A 22674-nucleotide genomic window follows, 5' to 3' on the forward strand; every position below is an offset into this window, starting at 1 on the left:
CCTTGATGTGAATCAAAAACGGCAGAGTCACGTCAAATCGTCGTCGTGCAGAATGCGCATGCCCGGACCATCGAGATCGTCGAACTGGCCGCTCTCGGACGCGCCAAAGAAAATCCACACTGCCAGTACGACAATGCACAGCGACAGGGGAATCAGCAAATACAGCGCTTCCATCTACACCCCCTGGCGCCGCAGGCGCAATGCATTCATGACAACCAGCGCCGAACTGGCCGACATGCCGACCGCCGATACCCACGGGTTGATCAGGCCCAGCGCCGCGGCCGGAATGGCAAAGGCGTTGTACAGGGTGGCCCAGGCCAGGTTCTGGCGCACCACGCCCAGCGTCCGCGCGCCCACCTCGGCTGCTTCACGCAGCGAGGCCAGGCGGCCCGACATGAGCACGCAGTCGGCATGCAGCTGGGCCAGGGCCGCGCCCTCGCCCATCGCAAACGACACATCGGCGGCGCCCAGCACTGCCGCATCGTTGATGCCGTCGCCCACCATGGCCACGCGCGCGCCCTGCTGCTGCAGACGCCGCACGTAATCGAGCTTATCGGCCGGCAGCTGGCCGCCCAGAGCCGTGCCGATGCCAAGTTGCGCGCCCACGCTCGCGGCCACCTCGCGCGCATCGCCGCTGAGCAGCACCACCTGCTTGCCGCGCTGGCGGAAGTAGTCGACGACGGCGCCCGCTTCGGGGCGTAGCCGGTCGGCGATTTCGAAGCGTGCCAGTGGCACCCCTTCCGCAGCCAGATAAACGCAGGTCACACCCGGATCGGGCGTGTCGGCGCCGGCTTCCAGGCATACAAAACTGGCACTGCCAAGTTGATAACGCACGCCGTCAATGGTGCCGCTCACGCCTTTGCCAGCCTCGCTGTGCAGCGCCAGCGCGCTGGGCACGGGCCCGCTACAGGCAGCGCGAATCGCACTGGCCAGAGGATGAGCGCTGCCCGCTTCCAGCGCAGCGCCGATCTGGCGGCAGCGTTGCGCGTCCAGCGCGCGCAGCAGGGTCACGGCGACCACCACCGGTTTGCCTTCAGTGAGGGTGCCGGTCTTGTCGAAGACGATATGGGTGGCGCGATGCAGCGTTTCCAGCACGTGTGGACGCACCACCAGGATCCCGCGCCGGACCAGGGCGTCGGTGGCGGCGGCCAGCGCGCTGGGCGTGGCCAGCGACAGCGCGCACGGGCACGACACCACCAGCACGGCAATGGCCACCTGCCATGCACGCGCAGGATCGATGTGCTGCCAGAGCGCGAATACCACAGCCGTGAAGACCAGCAGCGCCAGCACGAACCAGGCGGCCACACGGTCAGCCCACTGGGCCAGTTGCGGCTTGCCCAGACTGGCGCCTTCCACCAGGGCGACCAGGCGCGACAAGGTGCTGTCGCGCACGGCGCGGGTGACGCGCAGCACGAAAGCCTGCCCGGCGTTGATGGCGCCGCCGGGCGCCTCGTCGCCCGATGCGCGGGCCTGGGCCAGACTTTCGCCAGTGAGCAGCGCCAGATCAAGGCGGGCGTCGCCTTCGACAATGACGCCGTCGGCCGGCACGCTTTCGCCTGGCGCCACCATGACCAGGTCGCCCGCATCCAGTCCTGCCGCCGCCACCATGGCGCTCTCGCGGGTGCGCGGATAGTCCGTCAGCTGGCGCGCCGACGCGGGCAAGCCATTGTGCAGGCGTTCCAGTGCTTGCCCCGCCTTCTGACGGGCATGCAGTTCCAGATAGCGCGACGCCAGCAGCAAGAAGACGAACATGGTGACCGAGTCAAAATACACCTCGCCCGCGCCACGCACGGTGGCCACGATGCTGGCGACGGAGGCCGCCACTATGCCCAGCACCACCGGCACATCCATACCCAGGGTGCGCTGGCGCAGGCTGGCCCAGGCCCCCTTCAGGAAAGGCTGGGCCGAGTACACAAGCACGGGCAGCGTCAGCAGCAAGGAAGCCCAGCGCATCAGCGCTGCCATGTCCGTATCCATGGTGCCGTCGTCGGCAATGTAGGCGGGCAGCGCGTACATCATCACTTGCATCATGGCCAGGCCGGCCACGAACAATTGGCGGAACAGGGTCTTGCGCGCCTTGTCGCGCTGGGCGCCCTGGCGCGCGGCATCGTGCGGATAGGCCACGTAGCCGGTGGCGCGCAAGGCCGCGATGATGGCGCTCGGCTTGCACAGCGCCGGATCCCAGCGCGCGTGCAGCCGTTCGGTGGCGACATTGACCTGCACTGCGCCCATCCCGGGCAGGCGTGCAAGGCGCCTTTCGATCAGCCACACGCAGGCACCGCAACGGATGCCTTCAAGCGAAAAAACGGCGCTGCAATCGGCCTGGCCGGCCGCTGGCTGCGCCAGGGCCGGATCGCTGTCGTACAGCGCCAGCTGGGGTGGCACCAGATCGCATTCGGCTGCATTGGCGCTGAAGGCGCTGCGGTTGCGGTAATAGTCGGCAAAACCGGCATCAACAATACTGTGCGCCACCGCTTCGCAGCCGGGGCAGCACATCGGGCGCGCCTGGCCGTCAATAGTCACACGCCAGGACGCGCCGGCGGGCACCGGCAAACCGCAGTGATGGCACGCCAGCGGGGCCAGCACCGCGCTCATGCCATCGCCCCGTTCACGCACAGCACATCGAGCCAGCCGTGCGGCAGGCCGATGATGGCGCGCGCCATGCCAAGCAGGCCGAAGCCGGCCACCAGTACGCCAGCGGCGCGCCGCACGGGCACGCGCTGCAGCGTAGCGTGCAAGCCAGCGCCAGCCAGGCCAAGCATCAGCAGCATCGGCAGGGTGCCCAGACCGAAAGCGGCCATCACGGCCGCGCCGCCTGCCGCCGAGCCGCTGAACATGGCGGTCAGCAGCACGCTGTAGACCATGCCGCACGGGATCCAGCCCCACAGGGCGCCCATGGCAAACATCTTGAGCGGGCTGTCGAGCGGCAGGATCAGGCGCATCAGCGGCTGCAAACGGCGCCATACGCCCTGCCCCAGCTGTTCCAGCGCGCTCAGTGCGCGCCAGGCATCCATCAGGTACAGCCCAAGGAGCACCAGCATCAGGTTGGCCAGCCAGTAGCCAGCGGCCTGCCATTCGGCCAGTCCGGCCAGGGTGCCTGCGCCGCTGGCGAGGCCACCGGCCATGGCGCCAGCCACCGCGTAGCTGCCAATGCGCCCGGCGTTGTAGGCCAGCACGCGCGCACTGGCGGCAGCGGCGCGCGGCGCATGGTCGCTCACCACTGCCACCGGGAACGGTGCGCGCGCGACTGGCGCCAGCGAAAACGCGCTCACGATCCCGCCGCACATACCGATGCAATGGACGCTGCCGGCCAGCCCGACCAGGAATACCGGTAGCAGATTGACGCTCATTGCTATACCGTGCGCGAGTGGCGCGGGCCGGCCGCACCGGTACCAAGATAGCGGTCGAACACCATGCACACATTACGAATCAGGAGCCGGCCGCGCGCCGTGACATTGATCCAGCCCGGCTCCAGGGTCACCAGGCCGTCCTCCTGCAACTGGTCCAGCTGCGCCAGTTCGGCGCCAAAGTAGCTGGCAAAATCGATCGGGTAGGCTTGCTCGATGGCGGAGGTGGACAGCTCGAACTGGCACATCAGCATCTGGATGATCGAACGGCGCAGCGCGTCGTCCATGTTCAGGGCGATGCCGCGTTCGATGGGCAGCTCGTTACGGTCAATCAGGTCGTAGTAGGCATCGAGCGTCTTGACGTTCTGGCTGTAGGTGGCCGCCACCGCGCTGATGGCCGACACGCCGCAGGAAATCAGATCCATCTCGGCGTGGGTGGAATAGCCCTGGAAGTTACGGTGCAGGCGGCCCTGCTGCTGCGCCACGGCCAGGTCGTCGCCAGGCAGGGCGAAATGGTCCATGCCGATATAGACATAACCGGCCGCGGTCAGGGTGGCAATGCACAGCTCCAGCATGGCCAGGCGTGTGTCGGCAGTGGGCAATTCGCTGTCGAGAATGCGGCGCTGCGGTTTGAACAAATGCGGCATGTGCGCGTAGTTGTAGACGGCGATGCGGTCGGGCGCCGCTTTGATCACCTTTTGCAGCGTCCTGGCCATGGTGGCGGTGTCCTGGCGCGGCAGGCCATAAATCAGGTCGATGCTGACCGAGCGATAACCAGCCTCGCGCGCCGCGTCGATGATGGCCTGGGTTTCGTGCTCTGGCTGCACCCGGTTGACGGCCTTCTGCACTTCAAGGTCGTAATCCTGCACGCCCAGGCTGATGCGGTTGAAGCCTTGCTGGCGCAGGCTGTGCACGCGCTCGCGCGACACCGTGCGCGGGTCGACCTCAATCGAGTACTCACCCACCTGGTCAGGCGCAAACTGGAACCAGCGGCGCAGATGCGCCATCAATTCGCCCATCTGCTCGTCCGACAGGTAGGTCGGCGTACCACCACCAAAATGCAGCTGTTCGATCTGGTTCATGCCGGCGAACAGGCGGCCCTGCATTTCGATCTCGCGTTTCAGGTAGCTCAGATAGACGCTGGCTTTGTCACGGTTCTTGGTCACGATCTTGTTACAGGCGCAGTAGTAACACACGGTGTCGCAAAATGGAATGTGTACGTACAGCGACATCGGCTTGGCGCTGCCCTTGGTGCGCAGGCCGGCCACCGCCTTCAAGTAATCGCGGTAGCCAAACTCGGATGAGAAGCGGTCGGCTGTCGGATAGGAGGTATAGCGCGGACCGGACTTGGTCAGCTTGCGGATCAGCGCCGAATCGAACTGCAGATTCTGCACTGGGATGAACTGGCGTGTAACGGGCTGGGATGTTGCAAGCATGCTAAGAGACTCCTGATCTGACATGGTGCGAGTCTATTGATCAGGGTCGCCAAAATCCTTGAGGTGCATCAAAAACGGCCAAACGGGCGCTATTCCAGGGGCAGGCGCAGGTGCATCGTGTCGTCAGCCGGATTGGGCGTGACGTCGAAACCCAGTTTGCGCACCAGTTTGATGAGGCGCGCATTTTGCGGCATGGCCTCGCCCACGATGGCGCGCGTGCCCCGCCGGCGGCAGTAGGCAATCAGCTTTTCCATCAAAATCGGACCCAGGCCATGCCCTTTCAGGTCGGAGCGCACCGTGACGGCAAATTCGGCCTCGATGTTATCAGGGTCGGCCACCACCCGCCCCACGCCCAGCGTCTCGGCCAGGCCGTCGGGCCCAGGCCGGGTGGCAATAAATGCCATTTCGCGGTCGTAGTCAATCTGCGTGAAGCGTGCCAGCTGCGAAGGTTGCAGTTCGCGCACCCGCACAAACATGCGGTAGCGGACGTCGTCGGCCGTCAGCGCATTGAAGAAGGCCTGGTGGGCGACGCCATCTTCGGGCCGGATCGGGCGCAGCAACAGCGGCCTGCCTTCCCATTCGATCTGCTGCTCCAGCTCGCGCGGGTAGGGCCGGATGGCCAGGCGGTCGAGCGTGCTGGCCGATTTGTCGGCCAGCGCCACCCGCATGCGCGCGTCGAGCACGATGGCGCCGGCACTGTCGGCCAGCAGCGGGTTGATATCGAGTTCCACCAGCTCGGGCAGGTCGGCCACCATTTGCGAGATTTGCATCAGGATCCAGACAATGGCGTCCAGGTCGGCCGGCTTGCGGTTGCGGTAACCGGCCAGCAGGCGCGCCACCCGGGTGCGGCTGATCATGTCGCGCGCCAGCACCACGTTCAGCGGCGGCAGTGCCACCGCATGGTCGGCCGTAACCTCGACTGCCACCCCGCCCTGGCCAAACAGGATCACCGGCCCGAAAGTAGGGTCGGTGGCCACACCGATGATCAGTTCATGCGCATCGGGCCGGCGCGCCATCTGCTGGACCGAAAAGCCCTCAAGGTGGGCCGTCGGCGCCAGTTCAAGCAGGCGTTTCTGCATGCGCAGTGCGGCCGCGCGCACGGCCGCCGCGCTGTCCAGATCGAGGGCCACGCCACCCACATCGCTTTTGTGGGTAATGTCGGGCGAGAGCACCTTGATGGCAACCGGATAGCCGATGGTATCGGCGGCCGCCACCGCTTCGTCAATGCTCGCGACACTGCGCGTGGCCACCACCGCGATGCCATAGGCAGCCAGCACTTCCTTGGACTCCGGTTCGCTCAGCAAGGCGCGGCCCGCGTTAATAGCGCCGCGCACAATGCCGGCCGCCTTGTCGACATCGGCCACAAAGCCGGTACCGGCCGACGGGGGGACCTGCATCAGCAGGTTCTGGTTACGGCGGAACTGCACAATCTGCAGATAGGCGTTGACCGCTTCTTCGGGCGTACCGAAAGTGGGAACGCCGGCGTCGGCGCATATGCGGCGCGCCTCGGCCACGGCATCGCCGCCCAGCCAGCACGCGAGGATGTTGCGCGACGAGCCCTGTGCCAAGGGGGCGATGGCGCGTGCGATGTCGGCGCTGGGCACAATGGCGGTGGGCGCATGAATGAACAGGATGGCATCGGTCTGCGGGTCGTCGAGCAGAATTTGCAGCGCGCGCACATAGCGCTCAGCCGGCGCGTCGCCAATGATGTCAACTGGATTGGCGCGCGACCAGGTCGCTGGCAGCACGGCGTCAAGCTTGGTCAGTGTGTCCTGGCTCAGCTGCGCCATGACGCCTTTGCCGCACACCAGCGCGTCGGTGGCCATGACGCCCGGCCCGCCCCCATTGGTCAGAATGACCACACGCTCGCCAAACAGGGGCCGCGCGCGCGACAGCGTTTCCACTGCCGCAAACAGGTCTTCGGTGGCGAGCACGCGCAGCATGCCGGCGCGCCGGAAGGCGGCGTCGTACACATCGTCCGATCCGGCCAGTGCACCCGTGTGCGAAGCGGCGGCGCGCGCGCCTTCGGCCATGCGCCCGGCTTTGAGTATCAGGGTGGGCTTGCTGCGCGCGGCAGCGCGCGCCGCCGACATGAACTTGCGCGCGTGCCGCACGTCTTCCATGTAAAGCAGGATGGCGCTGGTGGCAGGGTCGCTGGCCAGGTAGTCCAGCAGATCGCCAAAGTCGACGTCGGCGCTGTCGCCCAGCGATATGAATTTGGAAAAACCAATGCCGCGTGAATTGGCCCAGTCCAGCACGCCCGTGACCAGCGCGCCCGATTGCGACACGAAGGCCAGCTTGCCGGGCAAGGCGTTGGTGTGGGCAAAACTGGCATTGAGGCCGATTCCCGGCACCAGCATGCCCACGCAGTTGGGCCCCAGCAGACGCAGTACATAAGGGCGGGCTGCGTCCAGCGCGGCCTGGCGCAGGGTTCTGCCCTGGGCGTCGACCATGCTGCCCAGCCCCGCCGTCAGAATAATAGCCGCGCGGGTGCCCCGTTCGCCCAGCTGGCGCACGATGGCCGGCACCGTCGCCGGCGGCGTGCAGATGATGGCCAGTGCTGGTGCTTCCGGCAGGGAACGCACGTCGGGATACGCCAGCAGGCCGCCCAGCGTATCGTACTTGGGGTTGACGGGGTAAATATGCCCCTTGAAGCCGCCACCGACAACGTTGCGCAAAACGGTCGCGCCCACGCTGGCGGCACGCTCGGAAGCGCCGATAATGGCCACGGAGGCGGGGGCAAACAGGTGCTGCAGATTCCTGACACTCATGTGGGCAGTATGCTTTCTCTATTAAGGCAAATGCAGAGTAGACGGCAGGACATGGCTTTCAGTTGATGTGCATCAAATTCGCCGCAAGATTCCTTTGCTTGAAACAATTGTGGCTGGACGCTCCTCATGCTAGCGCATACGCTGGCGAAGTCCAATCAACTTGTGGAGTCAGTCGCATGTCCTACAAAACCATCCTGGTGCACGTGGATGCATCGCCCCATTGCGCGTCTCGCGTTCAAGTTGCCGCCACGCTCGCGCGCGCACACGGCGCCCACCTGATCGGCGCTGCCATGACCGGCATTTCGCATTATGTCTATGCGAACGACAATGTCGATTTCAGCCAGATGGTGGTGGCCATGCACGTGGAAGCGATGCAGGCCAAAAATCGCGCCGCGCTGGCGCAGTTTGACGCCGTTGCGCGCGCTGTCGGGGTCGACTCGTTCGAGTCGCGCCTGTTGAACGACGACCCCGAAAGCGCGCTGGTGCTGCAGGCGCGCTATGCCGACCTGGTGGTCGTGAGCCAGACCGACGTCAAGGACGCCAGCGCGCGCGTCACGCCGGGCCTGCCAGCCTATACGATGCTGGCCAGCGGGCGACCGGTATTGGTGGTGCCGTACGCCGGCACGTTTGCGCAGGTGGGCAGCAAGGTACTACTGGCATGGGACGGCGGCATGGAAGCCACCCGCGCCCTCACTGCCGCCCTGCCCTTGCTGGTGCGCGCTGCCGAGGTCTGCGTGGCGGTGTTCAATGCCGACGAAACGCACGGCGCCCAGCCCGGCGCCGACATCGCCCTGTATCTGGCGCGCCATGGCATCACTGTGACGGTCACTGCGCAGCGCACCGGTATTGACGTGGGCGAGGCCTTGCTGTCGCTCGCGGCCGACCAGCAGTCCGATCTGATCGTCATGGGCGGCTATGGCCACACCCGCCTGCGCGAACTGCTGCTCGGCGGGGTGACCGAAACCGTGCTCGGCGCGATGACGGCCCCCGTCCTGATGGCGCACTGAACCGACGTTGTATCAGGGCCACGGCACCGCTGAGTTAGCGCAAAGGTGAAGCAACGCATATAGGACGGCGCCAGACTAGGTTAAACTTGCCTGTATGAATAATTCCCGAAAAGTGGCAAGTATTGCCGGCGCGCTCAGCGTATTGTGGGTCGGTGTGACGGCGGCAGTTGCTGCAAGCCAACGCCGGCTGGTGTTCAACCCGACCAACAAGCGCGAAGTCGACAAGCCGCGCTCAAGCGGCCACCGCACCCGTCCGATTGTGCTGCGCGCCACCGACGGCACCAAGCTGTCGGGCTGGCTGATGACGCCGCAAGTGCCGGGTCCGCATCCCGCCGTGATTTACTTTGGCGGCCGTTCCGAAGAAGTGTCGTGGGTGGTGCGCGATGCCGGCAAGCTGTTCCCCGGCATGGCGGTGCTGGCCGTGAATTACCGCGGTTACGGCGCCTCGCAGGGCGATCCGGCCGAGCAGCACATGGTCGAAGATGGACGCCTGTTGTTCGACTGGCTGTCCGAGCGCCACCATGTCGATCCGAAACGGGTGGCCGTCGTTGGTCGCAGCCTCGGTTCCGGCGTGGCTGTGCAAGTGTCCATGGAGCGCCCCGTACATTCGGTGGTGCTGATTACCCCTTACGATTCGATCCTGGCCATCGCCAAGCGCCGCTTCCGGGCGGTACCGGTGGAATATGTGCTGCGGCACCGCTTTGAATCGGTCAAGTATGCGCCGGCCCTGACGGCACCCACCTATGTGTTGCGCGCCGCGTTTGACGACATCGTGCCCCACTCGCATACCGATTTGCTGGTGGCCAAACTGGGCAAGTTGCATCTGGACGAAACCGTGCCGGAATCGGACCACCTGAACATCCCCTATCTGGAGGCGACCCAGACCCGGATTGCCACTTTCCTCACTGAACAGTTCAGCCGCCCGCATCCTCTCACTGAGCCAGCAGCCGTGCTGGCCACGGCCGAAGTTTTGCCAATCAATTAATTTCCGTTAAGGAGTATGATGGAACATCGCCGAGACCGTTTCGGCACCTCCAGATCGGAGCAACGCCTTGATCATGCAACAACGACTGGCGCAATTTGCCCGCTTGCAGCAGGCCGCGCCTGCGCTCTACACCGCTTTTAACGGACTCACCCGAGCGCACGGCTACTTTCAGGGCGCGGCGGGACTGCGCTCCATTTCCGTGTCCGACATCCTGAGCAACGGCAGCATCGAAGCCACGTTTCAGGGTGTGCGCATCAAGTTCGAGGCCTTGCTCATCCAGGGAACCGACCGCAGCCCGCGCATGCGCGTGATTTGCATGCAGTGCCACTGCACCTACGGCAAACCGGTACAGGAAATGCTGGGTTCGTTTTCCTACGGCGAGGATGGCGTGACCGACCTCGATCCGGACCGCGACGGCATGTCACCCCGCATTGACAGCGAAGCGCCGGACATTTTGCTGCACTTTCTGGACGCAGCCATCCAGGCAAATAAATCCATTTAGGAAATAAAGCCACACGCGCGTGGCATGGGCGATTGAGGCATATCAAAGTCCAGATAATTTCCGTTTGGCAACCACGTGCTTGCCGTACCTTCTGATAAAAACTCGTCAGAAAGGCGGCAACCCATGCAAACCTCCCTTCTCCGCTTTGCCTTTGCCGCTGCACTGCCCGCTTGCGTGCAGGCCCAGCACGTCGATCAACAACGCGCCTGGTGGTCCATCGCCGCAACCGCCCGTCCTTTGGGCAGCATCCTTGCAACAGACCAGATGACCGAACCGGCGCAGCTGCGCCAGCGTATCCAGCCCGAGGTGTCCAGCGTGGCCCTGCTTTCCTTTCACTATGCGTCCCGGCCGCAAGGGTCCCTGTGGCGCCCGGCCATGCGGGCGCCGGCCTTACTGCCGCCTGCCCATCATCTGTCGATCGCGGTCGCCTGGCCCCTGTCCAGCCGGCCCGAACCGCCTACCCTTGGCACCCTGCCACAGCACCCCGCCCTCTTGCCCAGCTTGCGCATCACCTTCAATACCACTTACTGAAGGGTTCGAATTGTCCTTGGCATTGCATGGCGCAAATGCTAACGTGGGCGCGTTTTGACACAAAAGGGAAACGCTTCCATGCAGGCACCGATCAACCGCCTTCCGTCGGGACGCGTCGTTTCGCTTGATGTATTTCGCGGCCTGACCTTTGTCCTGATGTTGTTCGTCAATTTCCTGGCGGGCGCCAGCGGCATTCCTGCCGGGATCCATCATGTGACGGCTGAAGTCGATGGCATGGGACTGGCCGACGTGGTGTTTCCTGCCTTCCTGTTCGCCGTCGGCATGTCGATTCCCTTCGCCTTGAACGGGCGCATTGGCAAAGGTGACACGCCGGCCCAATTGCAGCGCCATGTGGGCTGGCGCGCTGCCAGCCTGATCATGATGGGCCTGTTCATGGTCAATATGGAGTCGGGCTATAACGAACAGGCGATGGGCATGCCAATTGCGTTGTGGGCGCTTGCTTTCTATGCGGCCGTGGCCCTGGTGTGGGGCGCGTATCGCTGCCGCAGCGCAGTCGCCGAGCGGCTCTGGCGCGCCGTCGGCTTGTTCGCCCTGCTTGCACTGGCTGCGCTTTACCGCGGCGGCGATGACGGCAGCGGCTGGATGACCACCCAATGGTGGGGCATCCTCGGCTGCATCGGCTGGGCCTATCTGGCGGGCAGTCTGATCTATCAGCTGGCACGCGGGCGGGCGCTGCTACTCGCGTTTGCCATCGGCCTGTGCGTGGCCTTGTTTGCGGTCAGTTCCACCTTCAATATCCTGCACGTCAGCGCCATGCATGGCACCCATACGTCCATCGTACTGGCCGGGCTGCTGTGCGCACTGCTGTTCTTCGACCTGCACCAGGATGCCAGCGCAGGCACGCGCTTGCGGCGCGCCCTGGTGCTGGCGGTGTCATTGGCTAGCGTGGGCTACCTGCTGCACCTGGTCTATCCCGTTTCCAAGATCGGCGGTACCCCGCCCTGGGCCCTGTATTGCGCCGCCCTGTGCTGCGGCGCCTTCGCCCTGCTCTACTGGCTGACGGAGATGCGCCAGCTGCGGGGCTGGACCGCCCTGGTCGAGCCGGCCGCGAGCAGTCCGCTCGTCACCTACCTGATTCCCTTCGTGCTGGGCTCGCTGATGGCGCTGTTCGACCTGTCCTGGCCGGCACCGCTGGTACGCGGCACGGGGGCGCTGCTGTTTGCCCTGGTCTTTTCGGCCGCCGTTGTGGCCCTGGTCGGACAACTGAACACCATTAACTGCAAACTCAAACTGTAAAGGATCACCATGAAGCGTCGCCTGCTGCCCGTCCTGCCCCTCCTGCTGGCTCTGCATGCCGCGCTGGCGGGCGCCACCGAAGTGGGCTCCTACTACACGGCCTGGAGCGCCGAGGATGGCTTTCGCCTGAAACAATTTGACCAGTCAGGTGCGGCAGCACGCTTTACCTATCTCAACTATTCCTTTGGCAATGTCTACAAGATGGACGACGGCAGCTTCCGCTGCGACAGCGGGCGCGACGTCAAGGAAGCGGGTGACGGCACCGGCATGCGCTCCACGCTCGACTATGCCAGGCGGCACAGTTCAGCCGAGTCAGTCGATGGCAGCGCCGACGCCGCCGGCCAGCCGCTGGCGGGCAACTTCAACCAGCTGCGCCAGCTCAAGCAAAAGCACCCCAAATTGAAGGTCATGATTGCGCTCGGCGGCTATCAGTGGTCGCGCTACTTCTCGGATGCGTCGGCGACGGCGGCGCGCCGGCAGACCCTGGTCGCGTCCTGCATCGACACTTATATCCTCGGTAACCTGACCCCGCTGGATGGCCACGGCGGCAAAGGCGCCGCTGCCGGCATGTTCGATGGGATCGACATTGATTGGGAATATCCGGGCGTGCCCCTGATGGCGTACAACAGCGTCAGCCCCAAGGACAAACGCAATTTCACCTTGCTGCTGGCGGAGTTTCGCAAGCAGCTCGACGCGCTGGGCAAGCGCCAAAACAAGCGCTACTACCTGACGGCTGCTCTCAACAGCGGGCAGCAAACCACCGACGCGACCGAGCCAGAGCGCTACGCGCGTTCGCTGGACTGGGTCAACCTGATGACCTACGATTTCCACGGCGCCTGGAACAAGCAAGGGCCGGCGGATTTCCATTCGAACCTGTTTTCCGATCCTGCCAGCCCCGACCCGACGCACCCCAGCGTTGACCGTGGCGTGACCCGCATGATCAAGGCCGGTATTCCCGCGCACAAAATCGTGATCGGCGTGCCGTTTTACGCGCGTGGCTGGTCGGGTGTGGGCGCTGCCAACAACGGCCTGTACCAAAGCGCCACCGGCCCGGCCACCGGTTTCGAAGAAGGCGCCGAACGCTACAGCGCCATCGTCAAGAGCGCGGCCCCGGTGTTCCGTCATCCGGTCACCCGGCAATTGTGGACGTACCAGGACAACACGTTCTGGAGCTATGACGATCCGGCTGCAATCGCCGAAAAGGTGGCCTATCTGCGCCAGCGGGGGCTGGGCGGCATCATGTCCTGGTCGCTCGATCAGGACGATGCAGCGTTTTCGCTGTCAAAAGCGATGAGTGCCGTTCCTGGGGCAAAATAGCAACACAAATTACTACTGTATAACAGGCCCAGCAAACTAGCGCTACACCACCGTGGCATGGCCAATGCTGGCCAGCCACGCCTCGGCGGTGGCAACGGTTTCCGCCAGCTCGCGATCGAGCTGTTCGAACAAGGGCACGATCGCCGCCCCGCCAGCATCTTCGCGCAGCAATTCCTCCAGCTGCAAGCTGACCCGAATGAAGCGGCGCGCACCGACGATGCCGACCGTGCCGCGCAAGCTGTGCAGTTCCTTGCCCGCCTCAACATGGGAATCGGCCGCATACGCCGCGCGCGCCGCGGCCAGTTGCGGCCCGGCCTTGGCCAGCACCCGGCCGATCAGTCCGACCAGTTCCTGGCGCCGCTCGGGATGCTTTTCGTTCAGTTTCATCAGCGCTTGCACGTCAAACACTTCGGACACCATGCCATTGACAGCCGGCGCATGCCGTTTCAGCGCCGCAAACAGCGACGCGGCATCAATCGGCTTGGCCACAAAATCGTTCATGCCCGCCTCCAGACATTGCTGGCGTTCCGATGACAGCACACCGGCGCTCATGGCGATGATGGGCATGCCGAGCTTGAGCGAATGGCGGATCTGGCGCGTGGCAGCCAGGCCATCGAGCACCGGCATTTGCACATCCATCAAAATCAGGTCGAAACGGGCATCGAGCGCCAGCAGATCGATCGCTTCCTGGCCGTTGCCAGCGACGCGCACGGTCATGCCTTCCGCTTCCAGCATACCGCGCGCGACGATCTGATTGAGTTCATTGTCTTCCACCAGCAGCAGGCGCAAATTGCCCAGCTGGGCTCGGGCAGGTTCGGCCCGGCCATGGTCTGCCTTGCTTGGCGCGGCGGGCAGCGACAGGACACTGGCGATGGCTTCCGTCAGGCCATCGCGGGTAACCGGCTTGAACAGGAATGTGCCGCGTCCGTCCACGCCCTGCATCTCGCCCGACTGCTGGCGTCGCCCTGCGCTGGCCAGCAAGACAAACGGCAAGCCTTGCACGCCACCCAGCGCATGGCAGGCTCGAATCGCCTCCAGGCCACTCATATCAGGCAGACTGGCGTCGACCACGATCACATCGTACGGGCAGGTGATGCCGCCATACGCTTTCAGCTCAGCCAGCGCGTCGGCGCCGCAGGCCGCCACATTGCTGTGCCAACCAAGCGCCTGTGCGGATTCCGTCAGCGCGCGCTGGCTGATGGGACTGGCCTCGATGAACAGCAAGCGCACGTCGCGCAAATTGTCCGGCAGGTCCGGCATGGCGCTGCTGTCGCCAACGATGGCGAACGGCAGCGTGACCGTGAACTCGCTGCCCTGGCCTGGCGTGCTGCACATGGCCAGTGTGCCGCCCATCAGTTCCACCATGCTCTTGGAAATGGTCAGGCCCAGGCCGGTGCCGCCAAAGCGCCGCGTCATGGAGGCGTCGGCCTGCGTAAACGGCGAGAACAGGCGCGCCTGCTGCGCAGCATCGATGCCGATACCGGTGTCGCGCACCACAAAGCGGATCTGCACGGTGCTGCCATCGCGCCCTGCTTCTTCGGCAAACAGGGCGACGGCGCCGGCGTCGGTAAATTTGATGGCGTTCGAGGTGAGGTTGGTCAGCACTTGCTGCAGGCGCAGCGCATCGCCGAACAGGCGTGGCGGCAGCTGCGGCTGGGCCGACACCACCAGCTCGAGCGTCTTGCTACCGGCGTTGACTGCCATCATCGAGGCGCACATGTTCAGCACGCTGTTCAATTCGAAGGTTTCGGGCGCCAGCTCCATGCGCCCCGCTTCCACTTTCGAAAAATCAAGCACGTCGTTGATGATGCCCAGCAGCGACTGGCCGGAATTGCGAATCATGTCCAGGTATTTGCGCTGTTCGGGCGCCAGCGCCGTCTTGCCCAGCAAGTGGGTAATGCCCAGTACCGCATTCATCGGGGTGCGGATCTCGTGGCTCATATTGGCCACGAACTCGCTCTTGGCGCGGCTGGCCGCCTCGGCCAGTTCCTTGGCGCTGACCAGTGAGGCCTGCAGGTGCTGCTGCTGCTCAATATTGTGGGCAATGCCCAGGTAACCGGTAATTTCACCACTGGGGTCGCAAATGGCCGTCACCACCAGGCTGACAGGCACGTGCGTGCCATCGCGCCGCACATAGGTCCATTCGCGCTGCTGTCCCTGGCCGGGGCGCACGGTGGCGACCATCAGAGAGAAACCGCTGCCCTCGATCCCATGTGTGCGCCTGACCTCGGCATCGTGGGCTTCAATTTCCTCCGGCAAGTGCAGCAGCGCCGGCGTGTGCTTGCCGATTACTTCGTCCGCCGCATAGCCGAGCATGCGCTCGGCACCGATGCTGAACACCCGGATCACGCCGTCAAGGTCGGTGGCAATGATGGAAAACTCCAGCGCCGAATCGACCAGGGATTCGAACTTGTGTTCGGACGCCACCAGCGCCGACTGCATCTGCACGGCGCGCGCGGCAGCGTATTCCTCGCGCGCGGCCAGTGCCCGCACCACGCCAAAGAACAGCAGGCTGATCAGGGTACCGGCCACCAGCACGATTTGTGCCTTCTGCCGGTCGACCGCACTTTCAAAGCCCGACAGCGAGGTCACGCGGATGGTCCAGTCGTGCTGCTGCAAATGCAGCGGCACCACGGTGGTAAACGGATTTGGATAGTCGCGCTGCTCCTGCGCCGAACGTACCGTGCTCACGTACATGGGCGAAGCGGGACCGATCCTGTCGCCGTCGAAAATTTCAAGCGCCACGTCATTGACGGCCGCATGCAGCACGCCCTCCATCAGATCGTTCATGCGAAACGGGCTGTACACCACGCCTTTGAGCGCTGCGCGCCGCTGTTCGGCCGTGGCGAGGGGGTAGCCCGTCTGGTACACCGGCACGAACATCAGAAAGCCAGCCTGCTCGGCCACGCCGCTCTCCTGCACCAGCCGGGTGCGGCCTGAAATGGCCGCTTCGCCTGACGCCTCGGCTTGCAGCAGTCCGCGCGCACGCACCGGTTCGGATAGCAGGTCGAAGCCAAAGGCACGCTGATTTTGGGGCGTGAACGGTTCCAGGTAAACAATGACCAGGGCGCGCTCGCCGTCGCGTTTGGGCCAGATGGCAAACTGCGGGTAGCCTTCGGCGCGCACGTCGCGCTCGACAAACGCACGCTGGCTCGGCTGCACCACGCGGGCATAGCCAAACCCCTGCACGCCCGGGAAATTTTTCGAAATGGCCATGCTGTCGACAAACAACTGCCACTCCTTGCGCTCGACCGAATCGGAAGCGCTGAACAGCGCCTTGGCGCTGCGCAAGCCTTGCTCGTAAGTACGCATGCGCTCGGCAATGCGCTGCTGCAGGCTGGCCACGCGCGCATTGAACTGGTCGCGCGCCCGATGCTCGGTGGCGGCCGACACCATCTGCCACACCAGTACGGTCATGCCGACGCACACAAACAGAATCAGCCAGTGCGCCGCCAGCCGGTGCCGCAGCGGCACTTCAGCCTTGCGTTCGCGCGTTTCATACAGGTCGGCGCACAGCACCATCCCCACCAGGCAGCACAGGGCGACGAAGGTCTGGATGCCGAACAAGGCATCGTTGAGCGTGCCGGTGGCAAACGGACCCAGACCCTGGGTGGTTCCGGCCACCGCGCCGCTGGCAATCACCAGGCAAGCGAACGTGGTGCCGCGCCGGCCATGGCGAAACGCGGCCCAGCCCAGGGCCGGCACCAGAATGTAGGCCACCCAGCGGCCGGCCGCGTCGGGTTGCACCTTGTGCCCAAAGATGGCAACCAGCACCAGGCACAGACCAGCCAGGGACAGCAGCGCTTCTGCCCGCAGCAAGGCGCGCAGGCTGCCACCGCCGGCCTGGCGCCACGCAATCACCAGCGGCGCCAGCACCAGCACGCCCACCACATCGCCCAGCCACCAGGTACCGAGCACGGTCCAGATCAGGCCCACCGGGACGATATTGCCAAACAACAGTGCCGAGCTGCCCACCAGCGCACTGACCGCGCAGGCACAAGCGCCAATAATGGCGAATTTATAGACTTGCTGGAGCTGGGTCAGCGGCGTCGTGTCGCCTGCCGTGCGGCGCAGCAGCCAGGCGCCCAGGACCGCCTCGCCAGTGTTACCGGCGGCAATGGCAGCCGAGATCAGGAGGGCATGCGCGCCCTGCGCGACGCCGTTCGCGTAGAACACAACCATATTAGCAACCACCGCGCCAATGAATACGCCGGGCCACAAGCGCAGGCCACCAATGAGCAGGGCGCCGAAGGCCAGGCCCGACGGGGGCCACACGGGGCTGGCGTTGCTGCCCGCGAAAGCGAGCATCAAACCCAGGCGTGCGGCGCCGTAATAGACGACCGCAAGCACGATGATGGGGAGCAAGCGGCTCATGGTCTGGCGCAGTCCGCCCAGCTCAGCCGCCCTGGTGGTCATGTTCGGTTGTCCCGTTCGGCGCGCTTGCGCTGCAGGTTGGCGATGGATTTTTTGACCGCGTCTTCGACGGTGCCGGCCCGGAAGGGCTTGATGATGAAGCCGGAAGCGCCGCTGGTGACCGCGCGCTCGATCGAGTTGCGGTCGTTGTTGGCCGTGACCATCAGTACTTCCGTCATGGGCAGCGCGTCCTTGATGGCGGGCAGCACGTCAAGTCCGTCCATGCCTGGCATGACAATGTCGAGAAAAACGATATCGGGCTTTTCCCGCAGGCACAGCTCCAGGCCGGTGCGGCCGCTGCTGGCCTCGGCAACGACTTCGGTCAACTCCGGCGGCAAGGCCAGGCGCAGCGCGGACCGGGTCAAATCGTTGTCGTCAATTAATGCCACGCGAATTCGACCAGATGCTTGCACGTATGCCTCGATTCAAACGGTAGGGAAAACGGTTTCTCCCCTGTCTGGTACATGCTATCAACAGCGCAAAATCCTGGCAATCGTTTCCGCTATGTGAGTATTGCGACAATGTAATAAATAGGCCATCAACAAAGATCACGGTACTTTCCACGCCGCATAATGTGAAAGCGAAGAATTTTGCTTGGCGAATGGGCTTTTGTTTGATTTTAGAAACAAATCTCTAGATGCCGCTGTTTACATATTTGCGGCTATGCAGCATGATTACTCCGTCTCCTCCAATTTCTCACAAGATTTTGGAATTTGCCCACCCTCGCGGTGGGCTTTTTTTTGCCTGCAGCTCAGGAATCGGCGGTGTCCTTGCTCAGCCGATTCAGCCAGGCCATAGTCGAGATGCGTTTTTTCTTGCGCCCTGCCACTGCAACCTGCGGCTGGGCAGCCGGGGCGGTTTTTTTCAGAGCCTCGCCGCCACTCTTTGCCAGGCTCGGATCACTCAGCGCCACCCAGGCGTTTGCCGTCGCCGTCACAGCCTGCAAAATCGCCACCGCAGTCAGATTTTTCGCGATGTTGTCGGCCAGGGCTGCGGCAAGGTCGATGGCGCGCGCCACCACTTCTTCCGGCGGGCCTTTGATGCCGCTGAACTTGGCCATGAAGGTCTCGTGCGCAATTTCGAGCAACGCAATTTCGCGTTCGATATCGTAGCCCGCTACGCGCGCCAGCAATTGCTCGCGCTCTGGCAGGCTGGTATCTTCCGCCTGCCGGTCAGCCTCGTCCAGCCCTGCCCGCGCAGCGTCCAGCGCGAGGAAGTAATTCAGGATGTATGTTTCACCGGCGCTTGCCATGATGTCCTCCAGGATGGGTTTTCTGCATTATTTGTTGTCGGCTTCGGCGATCTTCTTCTTGTTGGCCTCGACCGCGGCTTTGACTTCTTCATAGAACTGCCGGCTCTCGGCCAGGCGGGTTTTGTGCGACAGTTCGGTCCCCATTGCCGCCATCGGCAGCTGTACTGCTGCAATGCCCTGTGCGCTTTGCGGCAGAGGCTGCATCAGCTTGGCCAGGCGGGCATCGATCTCGGCGCTTTGCAGCTGTGCGCTGGCGCGGTCCCGCGCCAGCGCATCGGCGGAGTCGCGCACCGTTTCAAACAAGGCGGGTCCCACCGGATCGCGCGCAATGCGATGCAGGCGCAGGCGCGAAGCGGTATCAATCGCACCGTTTGCCGTGCGCACCTCAATTTTGCGCAGCGACGCCAACGACTGATCGGTAATCCGCTCCTGCACCTGGCGGAACTGGTTCAGTTCATTGTCCAGCTGCGACAGCAGGCCAACCGTGTTGTTGGCCTGGTCCATGGCCACTTTCGGGGTGCTGCAAGCGCTGAGCACGAGTGCGCACCCGATCCCAAACAAGGCTTTCATCAATTGACTCCCGCAGCAATGATCAGCAAGGCGACGCTATTGAGTGCGCCGATGACATGCTCGCTCTTGACGCCGGTGGCGCCAAATTGCGCCATCTGGTCGACCGAGGAACCGATCAGCGACTGCCATTGCCGCACATTGACCTCCGCCAGGCTGAGCTGCTCCTCCTGATCGGCCGCCATGATCTTGTAATCCGCCTTGCGCCATTCCGCGTCAAGCCGGCCCTTGGCATCAAAATAAATGCCCAGCGCTTCATGGATGCGGCGCCGGTCTTCCAGCTGCGGCAAGGCATCAACTTTGCGGGTCTGGGCCTGCAGTGCTGCCGGCGTCAGGCGCGACAGCGAGCCGCGCGCCTTCAGATACGCCTTTGCCTGGGCCAGTTGCGCATCGAACTTGGCCTGACCGAGTGCCAGCCGGGTTTGTTTTGCCGCGATGCGGCGGTTGGCTGCTTCCAGGTTGAGCTGTTCGAAATTACGCCGCATCACTGCCGGGACCAGCAGCGGTTTTTTGGCGTCGGCAAACCAGGACCGCGTATGGTCAGCCAGATCGGGCAACAGAATCAGGGCCATGGCAGCGCGGCCCGTGTCTGCCGGCGGCTGCGCGCCAGCCTTGGTGTCGGCAACGGCACCAAGGAAGGCGCCCACCGCGTCGCGCTTTTCCTTGGCCACGAATTGGGCGCTGAAGACGTCATCAAGTTTAAGTATGACGTCGAACCTGGCCCGCACCGTCTCGGCCAGTTGTTTGACTTTGGCGCGCGCGTCCGGGCTGGGGTTGGTGCCCAGCTGGGCTGCCAGATCGGCGTAGTCGGCGGCCGCAATACGGTAAGCGTTCCGCGCATTAAGCGAGGCTGCGCGCAATTGTTCCATGGCGGCGGCATCGGCTGCGATCATGGCGCGGGTGATGCCGAGCCGGCTGGCCGCCGCGAACGGTGTTTTCTTGCGGTCGAACTCGGCGACGCGTGCCGTTTCAGCCTGGCAGCGCTGCCCTGCCGTATCGAGCGCATGCTTGATGACAGCGCCGTCCATGCCAGGACGGGCAGCGATCCACGGGGCGAAGGCGGCACTCGCCTCGCCCGACACCAGGTCGGCGCAGGACGGCATTTCAAAACCGAAGCGGCGCAGTTCCTTTTCGCGATCGGCCATCGCGGCCTTGAATTTGGCAAGTTCGGCCTGGTTGTCGCGCCAGTCGGTCAGCGCGGCCTCGCTGCCGGCGGCAGTGATCACGTCTTCGCCGATGGATGTATTCAATGCGGCCACGGTGCACGCGGCGCAGGCCTGGGCGGGATCGGCGCTGCCCGCGTCGTTATCGCCAAACACCAGGGCCAGAATCTGGGCGTCGCGGCTGGCAAGCGCAATACGGTCTTCGGCAGCGAGCTGCTCGGCCAGCAGACGGACATTATTTTCGCGTTGGACCGCGATCACTTTGTCCACCTCAGCTTCAGCCCAGGCCTTTTTGACCGCTTGCCCCTGCTGGTCCCGCGTTTCGCTGTAAAGCCGCAAGGGCTGGTTGGCACAGGCGTTGAGCAGCAACAGTACGCCAACCAGCGGCGCGCAAGTTTTGAATCTAAGCATGTTCGCTCCGAGGCGGCCGAGCACGGCCAGCGCGTCGACAAGCCTGATGTGTTTGATGGTGATCAATGCAGGAAATATTATGAACATTACACTCTTGCGCCGCTGAGTCAATGTTTTATTGCCGTCTGTTCTTCTTTTTACGTCAACATATCGGCCGGGGCGGCAACCAGCGACGTCTCGCCGGCGTCGTAACGCAGCAAGCGCAGCACATCCACTTCCCCGCTGCCGGTGTCACTCAGCAGCGCGCCGGGGGCAATGCCGAGGATCTGGCGGAAGTCGTGAATCATATGGGCCTGGTCGTGGTAGCCGGCCAGATTGGCCACGCCGGTGAGGATGCCGCGCTGGCCAGGCTGGCGAATCAGCATGCCGAGCGCGGTGACGTAACGCGCCATGCGGCGGTTTTCGCCCAGGGTCAGGCCGTACGCAGTGCGGTGCTTGCGTTCGAGCTGGCGCACGCTCAAACCAACCTGGCGGGCAATCTCGCTGGCCGGCGCGAACAGCATCGCTCCGGGCAGCGCAAAGCCGCCCAGCAGCCGCATTTCGCGCTGGCGCGCCAGGTTCAGCAGCCATCCTTCCATGCAAGCGACGGCGGCACGCGGCGAGACTGCACCGTGCAGCATGTGGGCCAGAGTGGCGCTATGGAGATGCGGGGCCACCATGTCGATCGGTACTGAGCGGTCGCGCAGCTCCGCCAGGTCGACCCCGAACAAGGTGCCAAAACTGGCCGGCGCGCAGATCGCCGAAACAAAGCGGGTGCCGGGCAGCCAGTGCGCTGCAATGGCAGTCGACTGGGGGCCGGACAGCAAGGGCCCGGTGTAGAGTGTGGTGACGGCGCCAGGGCCGTGCACCACCGAGCCGCCTGACAGCATGAAGGTCAGCATGGGGTACGGCGACGCAGGAATCATCACCTGGCCAGGGGTACCCGATTCGACGTGGTAATAGCGTACCAGCGCGCGCAGCGATGGCGCGGGCGCGCACAACATGCGCCATCTGTCCTGGATTGCCTGTTCCATCATGCTGGTCCGCCCCGCCATCGCTTGCGCGCGAACGGCCATCTTATCACTGGCCAACGGTCAGCCTTGTCAGCGTGCCAGTTCGTTGGGCGCCCTGCCGCTGCGCGGGCCCTGGATCTTGCGCTGCAGCTGGATCAGGCCATACAGCAGCGCTTCCGCCGTGGGCGGGCAGCCAGGCACGTACACATCGACCGGTACGATCCGGTCGCAGCCGCGCACCACAGAGTAGCTGTAGTGATAGTAGCCGCCGCCGTTGGCGCACGAGCCCATGGAAATGACGTAGCGCGGCTCAGGCATCTGGTCGTACACGCGGCGCATGGCAGTGGCCATTTTGTTGGTCAGGGTACCGGCGACAATCATCAGGTCGGAATGGCGTGGCGAGGGGCGCGGCATCATGCCCAGGCGGTCCATGTCGTAGCGCGAGGATGCCGCGTGCATCATTTCAATGGCGCAGCAAGCCAGGCCAAAACTCATGTACCACAGGCTGCCCGTGCGGGCCGACTGCAGCAGCGAATCCACCGAAGTGACGATGAAGCCATCGTGTTCCAATGTCGTATCCATTGCTTTCCTTTTCGTTTGCGGCAACGATAGCGCAAACGCGGCGGGGAAAATTGTATGAATGCGACATGATGCCGCCTGAGAGCTGACTTCTACATCGTCCTCGCGAAGGCGGCGGTCCGACGACTCGGGACGCATTCCATG

Annotated in this window: 18 protein-coding genes; 6 read left to right on the forward strand and 12 right to left on the reverse strand. The window is 64.1% G+C overall.

Going from position 1 to position 22674, the window contains the following annotated elements; translation table 11 throughout:
- Positions 1-27 precede the first annotated feature (27 nt).
- The 5 genes from ccoS to BUC24_RS11640 form a co-directional block, all read right to left on the reverse strand.
- Positions 28-174: a cbb3-type cytochrome oxidase assembly protein CcoS gene (ccoS, locus tag BUC24_RS11620; protein WP_073215939.1), complete on the reverse strand. Its 147-nt coding sequence runs from the start codon at positions 172-174 to the stop codon at positions 28-30.
- Positions 175-2595 carry a heavy metal translocating P-type ATPase gene (locus BUC24_RS11625; protein WP_073215941.1) on the reverse strand — a complete coding sequence of 807 codons (2421 nt, stop codon included), beginning with the start codon at positions 2593-2595 and terminating at the stop codon, positions 175-177.
- Positions 2592-3350 carry a sulfite exporter TauE/SafE family protein gene (locus BUC24_RS11630; RefSeq protein WP_073215945.1) on the reverse strand — a complete coding sequence of 253 codons (759 nt, stop codon included), beginning with the start codon at positions 3348-3350 and terminating at the stop codon, positions 2592-2594. The genes BUC24_RS11625 and BUC24_RS11630 overlap by 4 nt, the downstream gene beginning before the upstream one ends.
- A 2-nt stretch (positions 3351-3352) precedes the next feature.
- Positions 3353-4783: an oxygen-independent coproporphyrinogen III oxidase gene (gene hemN / locus BUC24_RS11635; protein ID WP_073215948.1), complete on the reverse strand. Its 1431-nt coding sequence runs from the start codon at positions 4781-4783 to the stop codon at positions 3353-3355.
- An 89-nt stretch (positions 4784-4872) separates the two neighbouring features.
- The gene (locus BUC24_RS11640) at positions 4873-7554 is read right to left on the reverse strand and encodes a bifunctional acetate--CoA ligase family protein/GNAT family N-acetyltransferase (protein ID WP_073215952.1); all 2682 of its coding nucleotides are present in this window, start codon (positions 7552-7554) and stop codon (positions 4873-4875) included.
- Between the two features lie 176 nt (positions 7555-7730).
- Here BUC24_RS11640 and BUC24_RS11645 point away from each other — a divergent pair, with 176 nt between their 5' ends.
- The 6 genes from BUC24_RS11645 to BUC24_RS11670 all read left to right on the forward strand — a co-directional run bounded on the left by BUC24_RS11645 (position 7731) and on the right by BUC24_RS11670 (position 13153).
- The gene (locus BUC24_RS11645; RefSeq protein WP_073215956.1) at positions 7731-8561 is read left to right on the forward strand and encodes a universal stress protein; all 831 of its coding nucleotides are present in this window, start codon (positions 7731-7733) and stop codon (positions 8559-8561) included.
- Between the two features lie 94 nt (positions 8562-8655).
- Positions 8656-9546, forward strand: coding sequence for an alpha/beta hydrolase (locus BUC24_RS11650; protein ID WP_073215959.1), 891 nt, complete (start codon positions 8656-8658; stop codon positions 9544-9546).
- Between the two features lie 73 nt (positions 9547-9619).
- The gene (locus tag BUC24_RS11655; protein WP_143167494.1) at positions 9620-10048 is read left to right on the forward strand and encodes a hypothetical protein; all 429 of its coding nucleotides are present in this window, start codon (positions 9620-9622) and stop codon (positions 10046-10048) included.
- A 123-nt stretch (positions 10049-10171) separates the two neighbouring features.
- A complete protein-coding gene (locus BUC24_RS11660; protein WP_073215965.1) occupies positions 10172-10579 on the forward strand; it encodes a hypothetical protein in 408 nt (135 codons plus the stop codon).
- Between the two features lie 78 nt (positions 10580-10657).
- Complete coding sequence (locus BUC24_RS11665) at positions 10658-11836, forward strand: DUF5009 domain-containing protein (protein ID WP_073215968.1); 1179 nt, start codon at positions 10658-10660, stop codon at positions 11834-11836.
- A gap of 9 nt (positions 11837-11845) precedes the next feature.
- A complete protein-coding gene (locus tag BUC24_RS11670; RefSeq protein WP_073215971.1) occupies positions 11846-13153 on the forward strand; it encodes a glycoside hydrolase family 18 protein in 1308 nt (435 codons plus the stop codon).
- A 42-nt stretch (positions 13154-13195) separates the two neighbouring features.
- Here the strand turns inward: BUC24_RS11670 and BUC24_RS11675 are convergent, their stop codons facing one another.
- The 7 genes from BUC24_RS11675 to BUC24_RS11705 form a co-directional block, all read right to left on the reverse strand.
- The gene (locus tag BUC24_RS11675) at positions 13196-17569 is read right to left on the reverse strand and encodes a CHASE domain-containing protein (protein ID WP_073215975.1); all 4374 of its coding nucleotides are present in this window, start codon (positions 17567-17569) and stop codon (positions 13196-13198) included.
- Positions 17566-17955: a response regulator transcription factor gene (locus BUC24_RS11680; protein ID WP_229448176.1), complete on the reverse strand. Its 390-nt coding sequence runs from the start codon at positions 17953-17955 to the stop codon at positions 17566-17568. Before BUC24_RS11680 ends, BUC24_RS11675 begins: the two co-directional genes overlap by 4 nt.
- Positions 17956-18317: 362 nt before the next feature.
- A complete protein-coding gene (locus tag BUC24_RS11685) occupies positions 18318-18818 on the reverse strand; it encodes a hypothetical protein (RefSeq protein ID WP_073215977.1) in 501 nt (166 codons plus the stop codon).
- Between the two features lie 27 nt (positions 18819-18845).
- Positions 18846-19388 (reverse strand): hypothetical protein, encoded by a 543-nt coding sequence (locus BUC24_RS11690; RefSeq protein WP_073215980.1) that lies wholly within the window; start codon positions 19386-19388, stop codon positions 18846-18848.
- Positions 19388-20959 (reverse strand): hypothetical protein, encoded by a 1572-nt coding sequence (locus BUC24_RS11695; RefSeq protein WP_143167495.1) that lies wholly within the window; start codon positions 20957-20959, stop codon positions 19388-19390. Before BUC24_RS11695 ends, BUC24_RS11690 begins: the two co-directional genes overlap by 1 nt.
- Before the next feature lie 137 nt (positions 20960-21096).
- Positions 21097-21975 (reverse strand): AraC family transcriptional regulator, encoded by an 879-nt coding sequence (locus tag BUC24_RS11700; RefSeq protein WP_178372529.1) that lies wholly within the window; start codon positions 21973-21975, stop codon positions 21097-21099.
- A 66-nt stretch (positions 21976-22041) separates the two neighbouring features.
- Entirely contained in the window at positions 22042-22533 is a 492-nt protein-coding gene (locus BUC24_RS11705; protein WP_073215989.1) for a NuoB/complex I 20 kDa subunit family protein, read from the reverse strand.
- Positions 22534-22674 lie beyond the last annotated feature (141 nt).

This window comes from Massilia sp. CF038 (assembly GCF_900129765.1).
Lineage (GTDB): Bacteria > Pseudomonadota > Gammaproteobacteria > Burkholderiales > Burkholderiaceae_D > Telluria_A.